Source organism: Roseateles microcysteis, from assembly GCF_036880965.1.
Taxonomy (GTDB): domain Bacteria; phylum Pseudomonadota; class Gammaproteobacteria; order Burkholderiales; family Burkholderiaceae_C; genus JAUASW01.
Map to the genome: position 1 here is coordinate 700,525 of NZ_JBAJMV010000002.1, position 15,914 is coordinate 716,438.

Below are 15,914 nucleotides of genomic sequence, written 5' to 3' on the forward strand. Positions count from 1 at the left end.
TTCAGTAATCAAGGCCCCAGTCGACGCTGATGCGACGCTCGGCCAGGTCCACATCGTCGATGAAGGCAGCCACGAAAGGAATCAGACGTTCCTGGTCGGGCTTGACCGGCGCTTGCAGACCAGGCGGCGTGATGCGCAGCACGCTGTGCGGGCCGGTGTCCATCAGGCCAGCCACGGTGCCGAGCTCTTCGCCCTGACGATTGACCACGGCGAGGCCGATCAGGTCGACCCAGTAGTACTCGTCGGTCTCAGGCTTGGGGAAGCTGCTGCGCGACAGGAAGATGCGCGCACCGCCGAGAGCCTCGGCGCCGCTGCGGTCGGTCACGCCTTCGATGTTGGCAACAATGCCGTCACCGTGGTCGCGGACCGCAAGGATCTTGAGCAGGGTGGGCAAGGCCTTGGCCTTGCCCACCACTGCGGGCTTGTTGTCGTCGGCCGGTTTCAGGAACCAGCGGCGCGACGAGAACAGCGCCTGGGCGTCGGCTGAATAGGCTTGCACCTTGATCCAGCCCTTGACGCCCCAGGCGTCCAGAAGGCGCCCGACCTCAATCGCATCATCGGGCCAAGCGGGCTCGGTGACGCTTGTTTGCAGGTCGGACGAAGCCGTCACTTAGGCGGCGACCTTCTTGCTTGCTTCGCCAACCAGGCGAGCAACGGCGGGCGACAGCTGAGCGCCGACACCGGTCCAGTAGCTGACGCGGTCCAGAGCAACGCGCAGCGGCTCGGCAGCACCGGAAGCGATGGGGTTGTAGAAACCCACCTTCTCGATGAAGCGGCCGTCACGGCGGTTCTGGCTGTTAGCCACGACGATGTTGTAGAAGGGGCGCTTCTTAGAGCCGCCACGTGCCAGACGAATCACAACCATGATTGTTCCAAAATATTCAGAGCAACTACCGCACGAGGAGACACTCAGGGCAAGCAGTTCGGGTGATGCGAGCTGACACAATTGCATCACCTCGCACCGTTGTTGGCCGCTGTAGATACGCCAGCCCCTCGGCTGACCAGCACCAAAACCCGGCATTATAGACTCGCGCCGGAGAGAATCCCCATATGAGCGCAGAAATCTCCTCTTCCCCCACTCCCACCCCGTCCCCATCACTGCAAATCCGCCCCAGCACCGAGGCCGATCTGCCTGCGATCCAGGCCATCTACGAGCATGCCGTGCTTCACGGCACCGGCACTTTCGAGACCGAAGTCCCGGACCTGGCCGAGATGACCCGCCGCCGCGCCGAAGTCTTGGGCCGCAAGCTGCCCTGGCTGGTCGTCCAGCGTGGCGAGCAGGTGCTGGGCTATGCGTATGCCAACTACTTCCGCCCCCGCCTGGCCTACCGCTTCTGCCTGGAAGACTCGATCTACCTGCATCCCGACAGCCACGGCCAGGGCCTTGGCAAGCTGCTCTTGGCCGAACTGATGGCGCGCTGCGAGGCGCTGGGCGCCCGCCAGATGCTTGCGGTGATCGGCGATGCCGGGAACAAGGGCTCCATCGGCGTTCACCGCGCCATGGGCTTTGAAGACACCGGAACGCTGAAGAGCGCCGGCTGGAAGTTCGGCCGCTGGCTGGATGTGGTGCTGATGCAGCGCCAGCTCGGCCAGGGTGACCAGAGCTCGCCGGAAGCCACGCCATGAACAGCTACAAATCGAAGACGCTGGCCACCTGGCTGGCGATGGGCCTCGGCGTCTTCGGCCTGCACCGGCTCTATTTGCACGGCTTCAAGGACAAATGGTTCTGGCTGCATCCCTGGCCCACGCTGGCCGGCATGTACGGCCTGCAGCGCATGGACCTGCTGGGCCAGGACGACCGGCTGAGCTGGCTCTTGATGCCTCTGCTGGGCCTGATGCTGAGCTACGCCATGCTGAACGCCATCATCTACGGCCTCACGCCTGACGAGCAATGGGATGAGCAGCGCAACCCCGGTCAGGCCGGCCGCAAGACTGGATGGCCAGCAGTGATCGGCGTGGTGTTGAGCCTCTTGCTGGGTGGCACTGCCTTGATGACGACGATTGCCTTCAGCGCTCAGCGCTACTACGAGACGCAGGCCGAGGCGGCCCAGGCTATCAGCCAGTAGGCTCCAGCAAAGGAAAAGGCCCGCACGTGGCGGGCCCTTCTACTGCCACTGACCGCGATCAGAACAGCGTGAAACTGAGCCAGTAGCAGACTCCGGCAACAAAGGCCGAGGCCGGAATCGTGAAGATCCAGGCCCAGACGATATTGCCCGCAACGCCCCAGCGAACGGCAGAAGCCCGCTGCACGGAACCAACACCAACGATGGCGCCGGTGATCGTGTGCGTGGTCGATACCGGAATGCCAAGCGCCGAGGCCAGGAACAGTGTCATTGCGCCGCCCGTTTCCGCACAGAAGCCGTGGACCGGCTTCAGCTTGGTGATCTTCTGACCCATCGTCTTGACAATGCGCCAGCCGCCGAACATCGTGCCCGCGCCAATGGCTGCGAAGCAGATCCAGATCACCCAGGACGGCGGTGCCTTGTCATCAGCGGCCACATGCCCGGTGGCAATCAGCAGCATCCAGATGATGCCGATGGTCTTTTGCGCATCGTTGCTTCCGTGACCGGCGCTATAGAGACCGGCAGATACCAGCTGCAGGCGCCGGAACCAGCCGTCGACCTTGAGCGGCGCGGTGCGACGAAACACCCAGGCCACGATCACCATCAGTAGCGAACCGAGCAGGTAACCTAGCAGCGGCGACACGAGAATGAACGCCACCGTGCGCATGACACCAGAAGCCACCAGCGCACCGGCGCCGGCCTTGGCGATGACGGCGCCGACGATGCCGCCCATCAGCGCATGCGAGGAGCTCGACGGAATGCCGTACCACCAGGTGATGATGTTCCAGGTCAACGCGCCCACCAGGGCGCCGAAAACCACGTGATGGTCGACGACGCCCGGCTGGACAAAGCCCTTGCCCACCGTCGTGGCGACGCCGAAATTGCTCATCCCGAAGATGACCACGAAGTTGAAGAAGGCCGCAAAGAGCACGGCCTGCTGCGGCTTCAGGACACCGGTGGAAACCACAGTCGCGATCGAATTGGCCGCGTCGTGGAAGCCGTTCATGAAGTCGAACATCACGGCCAGTACGACCAGCAATGCGACAACCCAGAGGGCTACTTGTGCTGACTGCATTGCGCGGGGCTCAGGAATTTTCGAGGACGATGCCCTCGATCAGGTTGGCCACGTCCTCACAACGATCTGAGATCGACTCGAGCTGCTCATAGATCGCCTTGAGCTTGATCAACTCGCGAACATCATCCTGCTCGCGGAACAGCTTGGACATCGCGGCGCGCATCACGCGGTCAGCGTCGCTTTCCAGCTTGTCGATCTCTTCGCAGGTCTTGATCGCTGCTTCTGCGGTCTTGGGATGGCTCAGCTTGGGCAGCAGGGTCACGGCATGCTGGACGCGCTCGCAGCACTTTGCCGAGAGGTCGCCCAGGCGCAGCACTTCTTCGGGGATGGAACGCACGTCGTACAGCGACATGGTTTCGCTCGAGTCCTGCAGCAGGTCGAGGATGTCGTCCATGGCGTTGATCAGGCCGTGAATCTGCTCGCGGTCGATAGGCGTGATGAAGGTGCGGTGCAGGAGGCGGTTGACCTCGGCCGTGATGCGGTCGGCGGCATGCTCAGCCTTGTCGACCTCGGCCGCATATTTCTCGCGCAGGTCGAGGTCGTTGTAGTTCTGGATCATCAGCATGAAGGCGCGCGCGCCCTCAACGATCTGTGCGCCATGTTCATTGAACAACTCGAAAAAATTGCCCTCGCGGGGCAGCAACTTGCCAAAAAACATGGGGACTCCTGGGGTGCGGACGGGGCCGGTACGGCCCACCTTCACATCAACGACTGTTTGAAATCTTGAGGATTTTCTCGAAATCTTCGGGATTTTCTTGAAATCTTTCGATTTTCATCACCGCGTCATGCGCGGCAAGGGCGAGAGTGTAATCGGGAGGCGCTCGATTGCCTGCTCTCGCGTCCCCTGCAGCAGGGGCTGCAAGGCACCCAGACCGGGCGCCTGCAGGTCTGGAGCCAGTTCCAGCAGCGGTTGCAGCACGAAAGCTCGCCGATGCAGCTCGGGATGGGGCACCGTCAGCCGCGCGCTGGCAATCACTTGCTGGCCGTAGAGCAGAAGGTCCAGGTCCAGGGTGCGCGGTGCATGCCAGAACGGTCGCTCGCGGCCCAGGCCCAACTCGATGGCCTGCAGGGCGTCCAGCAGGGCCAGGGGTGCCAGCTCGGTTTCCAGGACGGCCACCGCATTGAGGTAATCCGGCCCCTCGGCATCGACCGGGGCACTGCGGTAGGCGCCGGACACGGCGCCCAGCCGGCTCGCCGGCAAGGCCGCCAGCTCAGCCAGGGCATGCTCCAGGGATTGCCGCATGTCGCCCAGATTGGCGCCCAGGCCAACATAGGCGAGCACCTTCATTTCACTCCTGGGGCGTGGACGTGGCACCGCCCTCGGCCTTGCGAGCACCACCCGGCTTGCGACGACGGCGGCGCTTCTTGGCCGGCGCGGCGCCGTCCAGCTCGCCGCCCTCCTCCCCTTCGGCCTCGGCCCTGGGGGCTGCGGCGGCAGCCGGCTTGCGCGGCTGAGCGTGAGCCTTGGGCGCGCGGCGCTTGTCCTTCTCGCGGGCGTCTTCCAGCAGCGCTTCGCGCTCGTCGTCGGTACCCAGCGCGAAGTCTTCCCACCAGTCGGCCAGGGCGCCGTCGACCTCGCCAACGTCCGCACGCAGACGCAGGAAGTCGAAGCCGGCGCGGTAACGCGGCTGCTCGATCAGGCTGAACACGCTGCTGCCACTGCGGCGCTCGAAGCGCGGCTGCATCATCCAGATCTCGCGCATGTCGGCGGCCAACTTGCCGCGACCGGAGATGTCGCCAATCCGGGCGTCAAAGACCGCATCAATCGCTTGCTGCAGCGCAGGAATGGTCGGCTCGCCCGATTCGCGGATCTTGGTCCAGCGGTCCAGCACCTCGTGCCAGAGCATGCAGGCCAGCATGAAGCTCGGCGACACGCCACGGCCTTCCTTGACCCGGCGGTCGGTGTCCTCGAACGCCAGACGCACAAACTGGCCGCGGGCGCCTTCGTACAGCTCGCCCTTGCTGTCCAGCATTGCATCGAGGATGGGGAACACACCGCGGGCCAGGCCCTGCTTGCGCAACTGCTCCAGGCTGGCCAGGGAATGACCGGTCTGCAGCAGCTTGATCATTTCGTCGAACAGGCGCGAAGCCGGCACGTTGGCCAGCAAGGCCGCGCTGGCCTTGACCGGCGCGCGCGTCTTGGGCTCCAGCTCGAAGCCGAGCTTGGCGGCAAAGCGCACGGCCCGGACGATGCGCACCGGGTCTTCGCGGTAGCGTGTTTCCGGGTCGCCGATCATGCGCAGCACGCGCTTCTTGGCGTCCGCCAGGCCACCGTGATAGTCAACCACCAGCTGGCGTTGCGGGTCGTAGTACATGGCGTTGACCGTGAAGTCGCGGCGGGCCGCATCTTCGATCTGCGGGCCCCACACGTTGTCGCGCAGCACGCGGCCTTCCGCGTCCACCACATGCGACTTGCCGGCCAGCTCGGCTTTGGACGTCTTCTCGTTGCCGCTGACCTGCTCGGCGCCTTCGGCCGTGGGCAGCGCCCGGAAGGTCGAGACCTCGATCACCTCATGCTCGCGGCCGCGGCCGTAGACCACGTGCACGATGCGGAAGCGCCGGCCGATGATGAATGCGCGGCGGAACAGGCTCTTGACCTGTTCGGGCGTGGCGTTGGTTGCCACGTCGAAGTCCTTCGGGCGCCAGCCCAGCAGCAGGTCGCGCACCGCGCCACCGACGATATAGGCCTCGAAGCCTGCATCGGTCAGCGTCTGCACCACGCGCACGGCGCGCTCGTCGAGCAACGTCGGGTCGATGCCGTGCTCGGCCGCCTGCACCTCGACCCGCTTGCCGAGCGAGGTGGCGCCGGCAGCCTTGCCGAACAGCTTGTCGATGAATTTCTTGATCATTCGAAGAGTTTCAAAATGGTCCAGCCGCGCTTGGCGGCGATGTCCGCCAGAGCCGGCGTCGGATTGGTCGCCACCGCGTGGCTGACCTGCTCCAAGAGCGGCAGGTCGTTGACCGAATCACTGTAGAAGGTGGTCCGCTCAAAGTCCTGCCATTGTCGCCCCTCGCTGGCCAGCCAATCCCGCACCCGGCTGATCTTGCCGGCCTGGAACGAAGGCACGCCGTCGATCTGGCCGGTATACCGGCCTGCCGCATCGCGCTGCAACTTCACCGCGATCAGATGTTCGACGCCAAAGGCGGCCGCAATCGGTGCGGTGACGAACTCGTTGGTCGCGGTGACGATGGCCACCAGGTCCCCTGCGTCTTGGTGCTGGCGCACCAGGGCGCGGGCATTGTCGCGCATCAGCGGCGACATCACTTCTTCCATGAACCGGGCCCGGGTCGCCTCGGCCTCGGCGGGCGGGCGCGAGCGCCAGACGGAAGTGGCGAAGTCTATGTACGCATCGACGTCCAGCTCGCCGCGCTGGTACTGGGCGTAGAACTCGTCGTTGCGCTCGGCCCAGGCGGCGCCGTCGGCCCAGCCGATCTTCACCATGTACTCGCCGAAGGAATGGTCGGAGTCCTGCGGTATCAGGGTGCCGTCAAGGTCGAACAGGGTCAGGTTCATGGGGATTCTTGTGGTGATTCGTCGGCCAGCATCTGGCGCAGCAACGGCACGGTGACGGCGCGCTTGTGGGCCAGCGCGAACTCGTCCAGCCGGTCCAGCAGCCGCATCAGGTGTTTCAGGTCACGGGCGAAGCGGGTGAGCAGGTAGTCCATCACCTCGTCGCCGAGAAAGATGCCGCGGCGGTCGGCCTCCCGGCGCAGGGCCGAGCGGGTTTCGGCCTCCGACAGAGGCTGCAGGGCAAAGGTCGGCCCCCAGCCGAGGCGGGTGCGCAGGTCCTCGCGCAGTGCCAGGTCGACCGGCGGTGCGGTGCCGCTGGCCACGACGGCCAGGCCATGCGTGGCCGCCTCGACAAAAAGCGTGAAAGCGGCATGCTGCTGGCCGGCGTCGAAGCGCTGGCAGTCGTCCATCAGCAGCAGCGAAGGCTGGGCGGGCAAGTCCCAGGGCAGGACGGTGTCGGCGTCGTACCAGCCGACCTGGGCGCCGCCTGCCTGCCAGGCCTGCGCCAGGGCACGCAGGCAATGCGTCTTGCCGCTGCCCGGCGGGCCCCAGATGAAAAGCGGCGGCGCACCAAGACTCAGCTGGCGCAACTGGGCCAGCAAGGCGCTGTTGGCACCGGGCACGAAGTTGTCGAATGTGTATTCGGGGTCGGGCCCGATGGCCAGCGGTATCTGCTTCAACAAGAAAAACTCACTCATCAACCCTGGTAAAGCGTGCTGTCCAGGTAGGCAGCACGGGCGCGGCGCAAGGCCACCACGCCCAGGGCACTCAAGGGCAGCGCGATCAGCACGCCGACGAAACCGAACAGATGACCAAAGGCCAGCAGCGCAAAAATCACCATCAGCGGCGACAGGCCGATGCGCTCGCCCACCAGGCGCGGAGTCAGGAGGAAACCTTCGATCAGCTGGCCGAGGCCGAACACCACCGCCACGGCCAGGAGGCCATAGAGACTGGCGAACTGCAGCAAGCCGGCCAGCAGCGCCAGGAGCAACCCGAGGCCGAAGCCCAGGTAGGGAATGAAGACCGCCATGCCGGTGAACACACCGATCGGCATGGCCAGGTCGAAGCCGGCCAGTGCCAGGCCAACGCTGTAGAAGATCGCCAGCGCTCCCATCACCAGCAGCTGGCCGCGCAGGTACTGGCCCAGCATCTGGTCGCATTCCTCCAGGAAGCCACCCACCGGCTCATGCATGCGCGGAGGCACCAGGCTCCAGCCGCGTTCCAGCAGCTTCGGCCAGTCGTGCAGCAGGTAGAACAGCACCACAGGCAAGAGCACCAGATTGCCGACCAGGGTCAAGAGCAGGCTGCCGCCGATGCGGGCCGAGCTGAGCGCCGTGCCCAGCCAGTCTTCCAGATTGGCATCCAGGTACTTCAGGACGAAGGACTTGATGCTGCTGATGTCCAGCGCCACATCGACGCCGAACTGCTTGAGCAGCGGCGCCAGATGGGTATTGGCCTTGGCCGCCAGAATGGGGATCTGCTCGCGCAGCAGCGGCAGCTCCTTGCTGAGGATGGGCACGATCAAGAGCACCAGGGCCAGCAGCACCAGGACCGCCAGCAGCTCCACCAGCACCACGGCCAGCAGGCGCGGCACATGGCGACGCGTCAGGCGCTCCACCATGGGATGCAAGGCATAGGCCAGCACGCCGGCCGCGATGAAAGGCGCGAGCACCGGCTTTAGCAACCAGATCAGCGCCAGGGCACCGAGGGCCAGACCGGTCCAGGCCAGGGCCAGGCGTTGACGGTGACTGAGCTTCATGGCGGCTTGACTGGGAATGGGTGGAGGGGCGCGGCGATTCTATGTGCGCGCCCGGGCATGCAACTCAATGCAAGGCCGGACCATCTCGGCCGCGCAGATCGTCCAGGCGCAGCTGCTGCGCCACTCGGTCTGGCGCCTGCTCGGCCCGATCCAGGTAGAACTCGATGTCGGCCGCCGCGGCGCTCCAGTGCCCCAGGGCCTCCAGCACCAGCGACCGGTCACGGCGCTCATTCAAGTCATCCGGCAGCAGCAGCACCAGGCGTTGCTGCACTGGCAGCAGGCGGTCCCAGTCGGATTGGGCGCGATGGATCTCTTTCAGGTTGCGCAGCATGCGAGCCAGCACCTGGCGCGGCGTGGCAGCCTGCAGGAACAGCTCCAGCGGCAGGTCCACATCGCCTGCGAGGCCCGCGCTCTGCCGATACGGCTGCAGCGCTTCGTCCAGCTCGCTGCGCGAGAGCGACCGGCCACTGAAGGGGTCCAGCATCACCTCGCCCTGGGACAGGTGCAGCTTGATCAGGAAGTGCCCCGGAAACGCCACGCCCCGCGCCTGCAGGCCGATCTGGCTCGCCAGCTCCAGGTAGATCACCGCCAGCGTGATCGGAATGCCGCGCCGGGTGGCCAGCACGTGGTGCACATAGCTGTTGCCGGCCTCGTAGTAGTTGTTGACGTTGCCGGCAAAGCCCAGCTCGGTGTGGAAATAGCGGTTCAAGGCACGCAGGCGGTGCGCACTCGGGGCATCGGCCGGCAGGCGCTGAAGCAGGCGGCGGGCCAGGGTATCGACCTCCGCTTGCACGGACTGCACATCGAGCCTGGGGAACTCATCCTGGCCGATGGCGATTGCTGCCTCGAGCAGGTTGATGCTCATGTCCTCCGCCACCAGGCTGGCGAAATACTCCAGCGCCGACGGGGCATGCAAGCGCAACGAGGAACTCATGCCCCGAGTTTATTGATCTCAGCCACGCCGGACAAACTGGCGCAGCTTCAATCCGCACAAGAGCAGCACAGCAAAGTACAGCACAGCCGAGGCGACCAGGCAGCCGGCCATGGCAATGGCGCGCAAGAGGCCATGCTGGCCGAGCTCGATCCAGTCAATCCGGGTGGCCAGGTAGTACTGCAAACCACCCATGGCTGCACTGGCCAACAGCACCCGCAATGCAAACATCAGCCAACCCGGCAGGGGCTGATAGCTGCCGCGGCGGCGCAGGCCCCAGAGCAGCAGGCCTGCATTCAGCAGGGCGCCGATGCCAATGGACAGGGTCAGCCCGGCCGCGCCGAACATCGGCACGAAGAGCGCATTGAGCAGCTGGGTCAGGACCAGCACGCCCACGGCGATCTTCACCGGCGTGCGGGTGTCCTGCTTGGCGTAATAGCCTGGCGCCAGCACCTTGATCGCCACCAGGCCCATCAGGCCGGCGCCATAGCCCATCACCGCCCGGCTGGTGTTGACGACGTCGATCGCCAGGAACTTCTTGTAGTGATAGAGCACGGCCACCATGGGCTCGGGAAACACCAGCAAGGCCACGGCGCAAGGCAGGCCGAACAGCACGACCAGGCGCAGGCCCCAGTCCAGCAGGTCGGAATAGTCCTGCCCCTCCCCCTTGGCCTGGGCAGCGGAGAGCTGCGGCGTCAGGACCACGCCCAAGGCCACGCCCAGCAGGGCAATCGGGAACTCCATCAGCCGGTCCGCCAGGCTGACCCAGGTGGCCACGCCAGCGCCAATGAAGGTCGAGATCTGCGTATTGATCATCAAGGAGAGCTGGGCCACGCCCACTCCCAGCAGCGCCGGCGCCATCTGGGTCAGCACGCGCTGCACGCCCGCCTGCCTCCAGGAGCGACGCAGCGCCGAGGGCGACAAGCCGATGCGCGGCAGCGCGCCGAGCTTTTTCAGCGCCGGGATCTGCACCGCCAGTTGCAAGACACCACCGAGCATCACGCCGATCGCCAGTGCGTAAATGGGCTGCCAGCCCCAGGCTTGCAGGCGCGGCACCAGCAACCAGGCCGAAGCAATCACCGACAGATTGAGCAGCACCGGCGTGGCCGCCGGCACCATGAACTTCTTCCAGGTATTCAGGATGCCGGCCGACAAGGCGACCAGGGACATGCAGCCGATATAGGGGAACATCCAGCGCGTCATCACGACGGCGGCATCGCGCCCTTCATTCAGGCCGGCTCCCAGCATCCAGACCAGCAGGGGCGCGCCAATCACACCCAGCACGCAGGTGAGGACCAAGGCCCAGGTCAGCACCGTGGCCACGGCATCGATCAGCTCATGGGTAGCCTGATCTCCCTCCTTGGCGCGCGTGGCCGCCAGCACCGGCACGAAGGCCTGCGAAAATGCGCCCTCGGCAAACAGCCGACGCAAGAGGTTGGGTATCCGGAACGCGACCTGGAAAGCGTCAGTCAAGGCAGACGCCCCGAACAGCGCGGCCACCAGGCTTTCCCGCACCAGACCGGTGATCCGCGATGCCAGCGTCAGGACGGAAACAAAGGAGGCAGCGCGGAGTAGATTCATCACTCAGATGTCGGTCGGGGCGCCGCATTATCTATGCGACGAAGGGCTGTTTGGCTTGCGCAATGCGGCAAACCCTTCTCCAGCCCACTAAAACTGCTATACTCGCGGTCTTTGCACCAACTGGGTAGATTCACAGCATGGCAACCTCTTCCAAAGCCAAGAAGAAGACCGTCCGTTTGGCATCGGGCCGCAAGCGCGCCCGCCAGGACGTCAAGCTCAACGCAGCCAACACGGCGCTGCGCTCCAAATTCCGCACGGTCGTCAAGAACGTGCAAAAGGCCGTTGTCGCTGGCGACAAGCCGAAGGCCGCCGAACTGTTCAAGGCTGCTCAAGCCGTGATCGACTCGGTTGCTGACAAGGGCATCTTCCACAAGAACAAGGCAGCTCGCCACAAGAGCCGCCTGTCCGCGAAGATCAAGGCGCTGGCCGCCTAACTTCCAGCGCTGGTGCAAAGCTCAAAGCCCGCTTCGGCGGGCTTTTTGTTTGCCTGCCACTCTGACGGGCTTCCTGATTGATCGCCCGACCAATTACCGCGATTTCACCGCGGGATTCCGATCGCGCAAGGCCATCCATTCCGACACCGCGCTGGCCACCCAGGGCGGATCCTCGCGGGGCAGGTCATGCCCCGCTGCCGTGTGCATGCGCAGCGGCACACCCCAGGCGCGACTCAGCGTCTGCGAACAACGCCAATCCACCAGGCCATCTCCCAGGCTGCACAAGAGCAGCATGGGTGGCTCCGGCCGTGCGCGGCTGGCCTGGAAGCGGACGACGGCCAGGACCTGGCGCCAGACATTGGTCAATCGGACCCGGGCCCTTTTCGCGGCCCCGGCCTGTGTCGTCAGGCTGAAACGCAGCAACTGGAATGGCACCGCGGGGCGCAAGCGTCGGATGACCGGGCTGAAGGGTCGCAGGCTCGTGTTGATCAAGACCGCCGCACTGACCTCCGCGGGATAGCGCGCCGCCCAATCGCTGGCGACCAAAGCGCCCAGTGACATGGCCAGCAGATGAACGGGCGTCTTCACGCCCCGCCTTTGCAACTCCGACCGGCAGGCATCGACAAGAGCAGCAATGGAGCTGGGGCTGGACCGGTCATGCAACTCACCATGACCTGGCAGATCGAGCAGCAAGACACGCACGTCCGGCTGCAACTTGGCCAGCTGATTGACGAAGATATGGGGAAACTCGCCCCAAGTCCCTGCCGCTCGGGTCAAGCCCCGCAGCAACACCCAGGTGACAGGCTCCGGCGGAGTCATGGCAAGGTCAGAACCAGCATGTAACAACATTGCTGCAAGCGTATATCAACAAGCCAGGAAACCACACCCCCGGAATGCGCCCTTCGCCGCAATTGGCGCTACAGGCAAACCCTGGCGCGCAGTGCGACTCAGTCCCTGCTCGCGGGCCGCTCGGGCAACAGGCAGGCCTCGGCCACCTGAAGCTGGTTGTCACGAGCAAAGTTCATGACGAAGTCCCAGGCCATCGGCTCGAGTGCCTTCAGTTCCTCGTTGACGATCACGCATTTGACGCCGTTGATCACGCGAGGCACGCAGTAGGGCGAATAACCGATGTGGTCGCCGATGCGCCCCGTGTTGCCGCCGGGGCGAAAGCAGGACATGGCGCCGGCCAAGCGCTCGGCCCAGTCACTGGGCCGGAACGTGCGCCCTTCCAGGGTCAATCCCTGGATGAACACTTCGCGCGGTTTGGGCGGCAGACTCATGGGCTCGCTAGCGGGACAGACAACTCGCGGCGTCAGGCCGTCGAGGCAAAGCCGGTATTGTGCCTTGTTGCGGCGCAGCAAGCGTGCAACAAAGTTCCGCTGCGTGGTTGGCATAGCGCACGCCGGCCAACCCGACCTGGGGGCGACCCGTAGAATCAACGACCCTTTCGTTTTCGCTTGCACTGGAGAGTTGATGAACGCCCCCGTTCCGCCCGTTCCGCCCACCGAGCCGCATGTGATGCAGACCTACGGCCGCCTGCCCATCGCCTTGTCGCATGGTCAGGGCTGCTGGGTCTGGGACACCGCCGGGCGACGATATCTGGACGGCCTGGGCGGGATCGCGGTCAACACACTCGGCCACGCCCATCCGCGCCTGGTGCCAGCCCTGCAGGAGCAGGTCGCCAAGCTGATCCACACCAGCAATTACTACCACGTGCCACTGCAGGAGAAGCTCGCCGCCAAACTGGTCGAGATCTCCGGCATGACCAACGCCTTCTTCTGCAACTCGGGTCTGGAAGCCAACGAGGCGGCATTGAAGATTGCCCGCAAGTTCGGCCATGACCGCGGCAACACCAACCCTGAGCTGATCGTGTTCGAGGGCGCATTCCATGGCCGCTCGATCGCCACGCTGTCTGCCACAGCCAACCCCAAGATCCATGCCGGCTTCGGCCCGCTGGTGGGCGGCTTCGTGCGCGTGCCGCTGAACAATATCGCCGCGGTCGAGGCGGCCCTGAAGGCGCACCCCAACGTCACCGGCATCTTCCTGGAAACCATCCAGGGCGAAGGTGGCGTCAACCCGGCCCGCATCGAGTTCCTGCAAGGCCTGCGCCGCGTCTGCGACGAGCATGACATCCTGCTGATGCTGGACGAGGTGCAATGCGGCATCGGCCGCACCGGCAAGTGGTTTGCCCACCAATGGGCTGGCATCACGCCGGACGTGATGCCGCTGGCCAAGGGCCTGGGTTCGGGCGTGCCGGTCGGCGCCGTGGTCTGCGGCCCGCGTGCGGCCAAGGTGCTGCAGCCGGGCAACCACGGCACCACCTTCGGCGGCAACCCGCTGGCCATGCGGGCAGGCGTCGAGACGCTGAGCATCATGGAAGAAGATGGCCTGCTGGCAAACGCCGCCAAGGTCGGCGGCGAGCTCAAGGCCGCGCTGACCGAGCAACTCGCCGGTGTGCCCGGTGTGGTCGAGGTGCGCGGCCAGGGCCTGATGCTGGGCATCGAGCTCGACCGATCCGCCGCAGCGCTGCTGCAGCAAGCGGCCGATGCCGGCCTGATGATCAGCGTCACCGCCGACAAGGTCGTGCGCCTAGTTCCCGCGCTGATCATGAGCAGCGATGAGGCGGCTCAACTCGCCGCGATTCTGGTGCCGCTGATCAAGGCCTTCGTGGCCACGCCCAAGCCATGAAGCCCGGCTCCAGCCTGATCCGCCACTACCTGCAGTTCAAGGACCTGCGCGCCGAGGAGTATGCGCATCTGTTCGAGCGCGCCGCCACCATCAAGCGCCGCTTCAAGAACTACGAGAAATACCAGCCGCTGCAGGACCGCACGCTGGCCATGATCTTCGAGAAGGCCAGCACGCGCACGCGCGTGAGCTTCGAGGCCGGCATGTACCAGATGGGCGGTTCGGTGGTGCACCTGACCACCGGCGACAGCCAGCTGGGCCGCGCCGAGCCGATCGAAGACAGCGCCCGCGTGATCAGCCGCATGGTCGACATCGTGATGATCCGCACCTTCGAGCAGACCAAGATCGAGCGTTTCGCCGCGCACTCGCGAGTGCCGGTGATCAATGGCCTCACCAACGAGTACCACCCCTGCCAGATCCTCGCGGACCTGTTCACCTTCATCGAGGCGCGCGGCATGAACCAGCGCGGCGTGGTGGATGTTGATTGCCTGAAGGGCCGGGTCGTGGCCTGGGTGGGTGACGGCAACAACATGGCCAACACCTGGCTGCAGGCCGCCGAGATCCTCGGGTTCACGGTCCATGTCAGCACACCGAGCGGCTACGAAGTCGATCCGACGGTGGCCGGCATCAAGAACACCGCCTGCTACAAGGTCTTCGCCGACCCGCTGGAAGCCTGCCGAGGTGCCGACCTGGTCACCACCGATGTGTGGACCAGCATGGGCTACGAAGCCGAGAACGAAGCCCGCCGGGCGGCGTTCGCCGACTGGTGTGTCGACGCCGAGATGATGTCGGTCGCCAAGCGCGATGCCCTCTTCATGCACTGCCTGCCGGCACATCGCGGCGAGGAGGTGTCGGCCGATGTGATCGATGGGCCGCAGTCTGTGGTGTGGGACGAAGCAGAGAACCGGATGCACGTGCAGAAGGCACTGATGGAGTACCTTTTGCTCGGCCGGATCGGCTGAGGGCCGGATTGCCTTTCAGCGCGGCCTCAAGCCGTCCACCAGCACATTCGCCGGGTAGTAGCGCTGAAAGGTCTTCCAGACCTCGCCGCTGCGGGTGCTCTTCTCGAGCATGTCGCGCAGCATCGCGCGGTCAGCACCAGGCAGCGACTTGGACAGGTAGGCGCCGGATTCCCCCCACGGCATCTCTTCCACCGACTCGATCCTGAGCTTGGCCAGCAGAGGCTTGTAGCGAGAGTCGTTGTGGATCGCGCCGGCAATGATGCTGGGCGACATCACGGTCAGGTCGGCCATGCCCATGCTCAGCATGCGCGCCGCTTCGAGCGGATCCACCGCCTGGACCAGCCGGGCCTGGCTGCCCAGCTCGCGCGCCATGGCCAGATAGGCCTCGCCGTAGTCGAAGCCGCGCACCAGCACCACGCGCAACTCGCGCCGCCGCAAGAGCTCGTCCAGCGAACGCAGCGCCGGCCTGTCCTTGTCGAGCAGGGAAATCAGCGTCGCGCGGCTGCGCACCATGGGAACGAAAAGGCCCAGCTCGTCACGCCGCGGCGTGCGGGTCGCCGGAATCAGGAGGTCGGCCTGACCGGCCTCGAACATCAGCTCCAGCCGGGCCCGCGGCACGCTGGAAAACTCGAAGCGGCAGGCGTCGCCCAATCCGCGCAGGATGTCGGGATAGACCCCACCTATGGTTTCGCCATCCACCGTCACGCTCAGGCCGATGGGCGACGCCGGCACCTTCAAGGGGCGGGAGCATCCGCCCCAGGCCAGCATTGGCAGGCAAAGCAGGCCGGTCAACAGCAATCTGCAGGCTTGGCTCATTCAGATTTCGTCAATCAAGACTCGCGACGATTGTGCTTGAACTCGGCGGTATCCGCCGGTACACATGCAGGGCTCTGTTCAGCATGCTGTCAGCCCC

19 protein-coding genes are annotated in these 15,914 nt (G+C 65.2%); 5 read left to right on the plus strand and 14 right to left on the minus strand.

What is annotated here, in order from left to right:
* Position 1: 1 nt before the first annotated feature.
* Together rimM and rpsP are read right to left on the minus strand one after the other, a co-directional pair.
* Positions 2–610 (minus strand): ribosome maturation factor RimM, encoded by a 609-nt coding sequence (gene rimM / locus V3596_RS08150; protein ID WP_334277177.1) that lies wholly within the window; start codon positions 608–610, stop codon positions 2–4.
* Positions 611–865, minus strand: a complete 255-nt coding sequence (rpsP, locus tag V3596_RS08155) for a 30S ribosomal protein S16 (RefSeq protein ID WP_334277178.1) — start codon at positions 863–865, stop codon at positions 611–613.
* A 185-nt stretch (positions 866–1,050) separates the two neighbouring features.
* Here rpsP and V3596_RS08160 point away from each other — a divergent pair, with 185 nt between their 5' ends.
* Positions 1,051–1,626, plus strand: a complete 576-nt coding sequence (locus V3596_RS08160; RefSeq protein ID WP_334277179.1) for a GNAT family N-acetyltransferase — start codon at positions 1,051–1,053, stop codon at positions 1,624–1,626.
* Positions 1,623–2,066: a TM2 domain-containing protein gene (locus tag V3596_RS08165; RefSeq protein WP_334277180.1), complete on the plus strand. Its 444-nt coding sequence runs from the start codon at positions 1,623–1,625 to the stop codon at positions 2,064–2,066. The genes V3596_RS08160 and V3596_RS08165 overlap by 4 nt, the downstream gene beginning before the upstream one ends.
* A gap of 58 nt (positions 2,067–2,124) precedes the next feature.
* Here V3596_RS08165 and V3596_RS08170 read toward each other — a convergent pair whose 3' ends face one another.
* From V3596_RS08170 to murJ, 9 genes are all read right to left on the minus strand, one after another.
* Positions 2,125–3,138: an inorganic phosphate transporter gene (locus V3596_RS08170; protein ID WP_334277181.1), complete on the minus strand. Its 1,014-nt coding sequence runs from the start codon at positions 3,136–3,138 to the stop codon at positions 2,125–2,127.
* Positions 3,139–3,148: 10 nt separating this feature from the next.
* Entirely contained in the window at positions 3,149–3,796 is a 648-nt protein-coding gene (locus tag V3596_RS08175) for a DUF47 domain-containing protein (protein WP_334277182.1), read from the minus strand.
* 117 nt (positions 3,797–3,913) lie between these two features.
* Positions 3,914–4,426: a 2-amino-4-hydroxy-6-hydroxymethyldihydropteridine diphosphokinase gene (gene folK, locus V3596_RS08180; protein ID WP_334277183.1), complete on the minus strand. Its 513-nt coding sequence runs from the start codon at positions 4,424–4,426 to the stop codon at positions 3,914–3,916.
* A 1-nt stretch (position 4,427) separates the two neighbouring features.
* Positions 4,428–5,987 carry a polynucleotide adenylyltransferase PcnB gene (gene pcnB / locus V3596_RS08185; protein WP_334277184.1) on the minus strand — a complete coding sequence of 520 codons (1,560 nt, stop codon included), beginning with the start codon at positions 5,985–5,987 and terminating at the stop codon, positions 4,428–4,430.
* Positions 5,984–6,652, minus strand: a complete 669-nt coding sequence (locus V3596_RS08190) for a histidinol-phosphatase (RefSeq protein WP_334277185.1) — start codon at positions 6,650–6,652, stop codon at positions 5,984–5,986. Before V3596_RS08190 ends, pcnB begins: the two co-directional genes overlap by 4 nt.
* The gene (gene hda, locus V3596_RS08195; protein ID WP_395386855.1) at positions 6,649–7,329 is read right to left on the minus strand and encodes a DnaA regulatory inactivator Hda; all 681 of its coding nucleotides are present in this window, start codon (positions 7,327–7,329) and stop codon (positions 6,649–6,651) included. The genes V3596_RS08190 and hda overlap by 4 nt, the downstream gene beginning before the upstream one ends.
* Positions 7,330–7,346: 17 nt before the next feature.
* Positions 7,347–8,408 carry an AI-2E family transporter gene (locus tag V3596_RS08200; RefSeq protein ID WP_334277188.1) on the minus strand — a complete coding sequence of 354 codons (1,062 nt, stop codon included), beginning with the start codon at positions 8,406–8,408 and terminating at the stop codon, positions 7,347–7,349.
* 64 nt (positions 8,409–8,472) lie between these two features.
* Complete coding sequence (locus tag V3596_RS08205) at positions 8,473–9,342, minus strand: SirB1 family protein (protein ID WP_334277189.1); 870 nt, start codon at positions 9,340–9,342, stop codon at positions 8,473–8,475.
* A gap of 18 nt (positions 9,343–9,360) precedes the next feature.
* Positions 9,361–10,920, minus strand: coding sequence for a murein biosynthesis integral membrane protein MurJ (murJ, locus tag V3596_RS08210; protein WP_334277190.1), 1,560 nt, complete (start codon positions 10,918–10,920; stop codon positions 9,361–9,363).
* A gap of 137 nt (positions 10,921–11,057) precedes the next feature.
* Between murJ and rpsT the strand changes: the two genes are divergently transcribed.
* Positions 11,058–11,354, plus strand: a complete 297-nt coding sequence (rpsT, locus tag V3596_RS08215) for a 30S ribosomal protein S20 (protein WP_334277191.1) — start codon at positions 11,058–11,060, stop codon at positions 11,352–11,354.
* Between the two features lie 93 nt (positions 11,355–11,447).
* Here the strand turns inward: rpsT and V3596_RS08220 are convergent, their stop codons facing one another.
* Both V3596_RS08220 and V3596_RS08225 read right to left on the minus strand, forming a co-directional pair.
* Entirely contained in the window at positions 11,448–12,203 is a 756-nt protein-coding gene (locus V3596_RS08220) for an alpha/beta fold hydrolase (protein WP_334277192.1), read from the minus strand.
* A gap of 98 nt (positions 12,204–12,301) precedes the next feature.
* On the minus strand, positions 12,302–12,634 hold the full coding sequence (locus tag V3596_RS08225; RefSeq protein WP_334277193.1) for a DUF3579 domain-containing protein: 333 nt from the start codon (positions 12,632–12,634) through the stop codon (positions 12,302–12,304).
* Between the two features lie 193 nt (positions 12,635–12,827).
* Between V3596_RS08225 and V3596_RS08230 the strand changes: the two genes are divergently transcribed.
* Both V3596_RS08230 and argF read left to right on the plus strand, forming a co-directional pair.
* On the plus strand, positions 12,828–14,042 hold the full coding sequence (locus V3596_RS08230; protein ID WP_334277194.1) for an aspartate aminotransferase family protein: 1,215 nt from the start codon (positions 12,828–12,830) through the stop codon (positions 14,040–14,042).
* A complete protein-coding gene (gene argF / locus V3596_RS08235; protein ID WP_334277195.1) occupies positions 14,039–15,001 on the plus strand; it encodes an ornithine carbamoyltransferase in 963 nt (320 codons plus the stop codon). The genes V3596_RS08230 and argF overlap by 4 nt, the downstream gene beginning before the upstream one ends.
* Before the next feature lie 15 nt (positions 15,002–15,016).
* On the opposite strand, the gene V3596_RS08240 is transcribed toward argF, so the two are convergent.
* Positions 15,017–15,817, minus strand: coding sequence for a substrate-binding periplasmic protein (locus tag V3596_RS08240; protein ID WP_334277196.1), 801 nt, complete (start codon positions 15,815–15,817; stop codon positions 15,017–15,019).
* Between the last annotated feature and the right edge of the window lie 97 nt (positions 15,818–15,914).

Bases quoted from the DNA above. Each gene is read 5' to 3' on its own strand.
- V3596_RS08200 (WP_334277188.1), bottom strand. From the start codon at position 8,408: ATGAAGCTCAGTCACCGTCAACGCCTGGCCCTGGCCTGGACCGGTCTG.
- rpsT (WP_334277191.1), top strand. From the start codon at position 11,058: ATGGCAACCTCTTCCAAAGCCAAGAAGAAGACCGTCCGTTTGGCATCG.
- V3596_RS08240 (WP_334277196.1), bottom strand. From the start codon at position 15,817: ATGAGCCAAGCCTGCAGATTGCTGTTGACCGGCCTGCTTTGCCTGCCA.
- V3596_RS08175 (WP_334277182.1), bottom strand. From the start codon at position 3,796: ATGTTTTTTGGCAAGTTGCTGCCCCGCGAGGGCAATTTTTTCGAGTTG.
- V3596_RS08225 (WP_334277193.1), bottom strand. From the start codon at position 12,634: ATGAGTCTGCCGCCCAAACCGCGCGAAGTGTTCATCCAGGGATTGACC.
- folK (WP_334277183.1), bottom strand. From the start codon at position 4,426: ATGAAGGTGCTCGCCTATGTTGGCCTGGGCGCCAATCTGGGCGACATG.
- murJ (WP_334277190.1), bottom strand. From the start codon at position 10,920: ATGAATCTACTCCGCGCTGCCTCCTTTGTTTCCGTCCTGACGCTGGCA.
- V3596_RS08165 (WP_334277180.1), top strand. From the start codon at position 1,623: ATGAACAGCTACAAATCGAAGACGCTGGCCACCTGGCTGGCGATGGGC.
- V3596_RS08205 (WP_334277189.1), bottom strand. From the start codon at position 9,342: ATGAGTTCCTCGTTGCGCTTGCATGCCCCGTCGGCGCTGGAGTATTTC.
- rpsP (WP_334277178.1), bottom strand. From the start codon at position 865: ATGGTTGTGATTCGTCTGGCACGTGGCGGCTCTAAGAAGCGCCCCTTC.
- V3596_RS08160 (WP_334277179.1), top strand. From the start codon at position 1,051: ATGAGCGCAGAAATCTCCTCTTCCCCCACTCCCACCCCGTCCCCATCA.
- V3596_RS08190 (WP_334277185.1), bottom strand. From the start codon at position 6,652: ATGAACCTGACCCTGTTCGACCTTGACGGCACCCTGATACCGCAGGAC.
- V3596_RS08230 (WP_334277194.1), top strand. From the start codon at position 12,828: ATGAACGCCCCCGTTCCGCCCGTTCCGCCCACCGAGCCGCATGTGATG.
- V3596_RS08220 (WP_334277192.1), bottom strand. From the start codon at position 12,203: ATGTTGTTACATGCTGGTTCTGACCTTGCCATGACTCCGCCGGAGCCT.
- argF (WP_334277195.1), top strand. From the start codon at position 14,039: ATGAAGCCCGGCTCCAGCCTGATCCGCCACTACCTGCAGTTCAAGGAC.
- V3596_RS08170 (WP_334277181.1), bottom strand. From the start codon at position 3,138: ATGCAGTCAGCACAAGTAGCCCTCTGGGTTGTCGCATTGCTGGTCGTA.
- pcnB (WP_334277184.1), bottom strand. From the start codon at position 5,987: ATGATCAAGAAATTCATCGACAAGCTGTTCGGCAAGGCTGCCGGCGCC.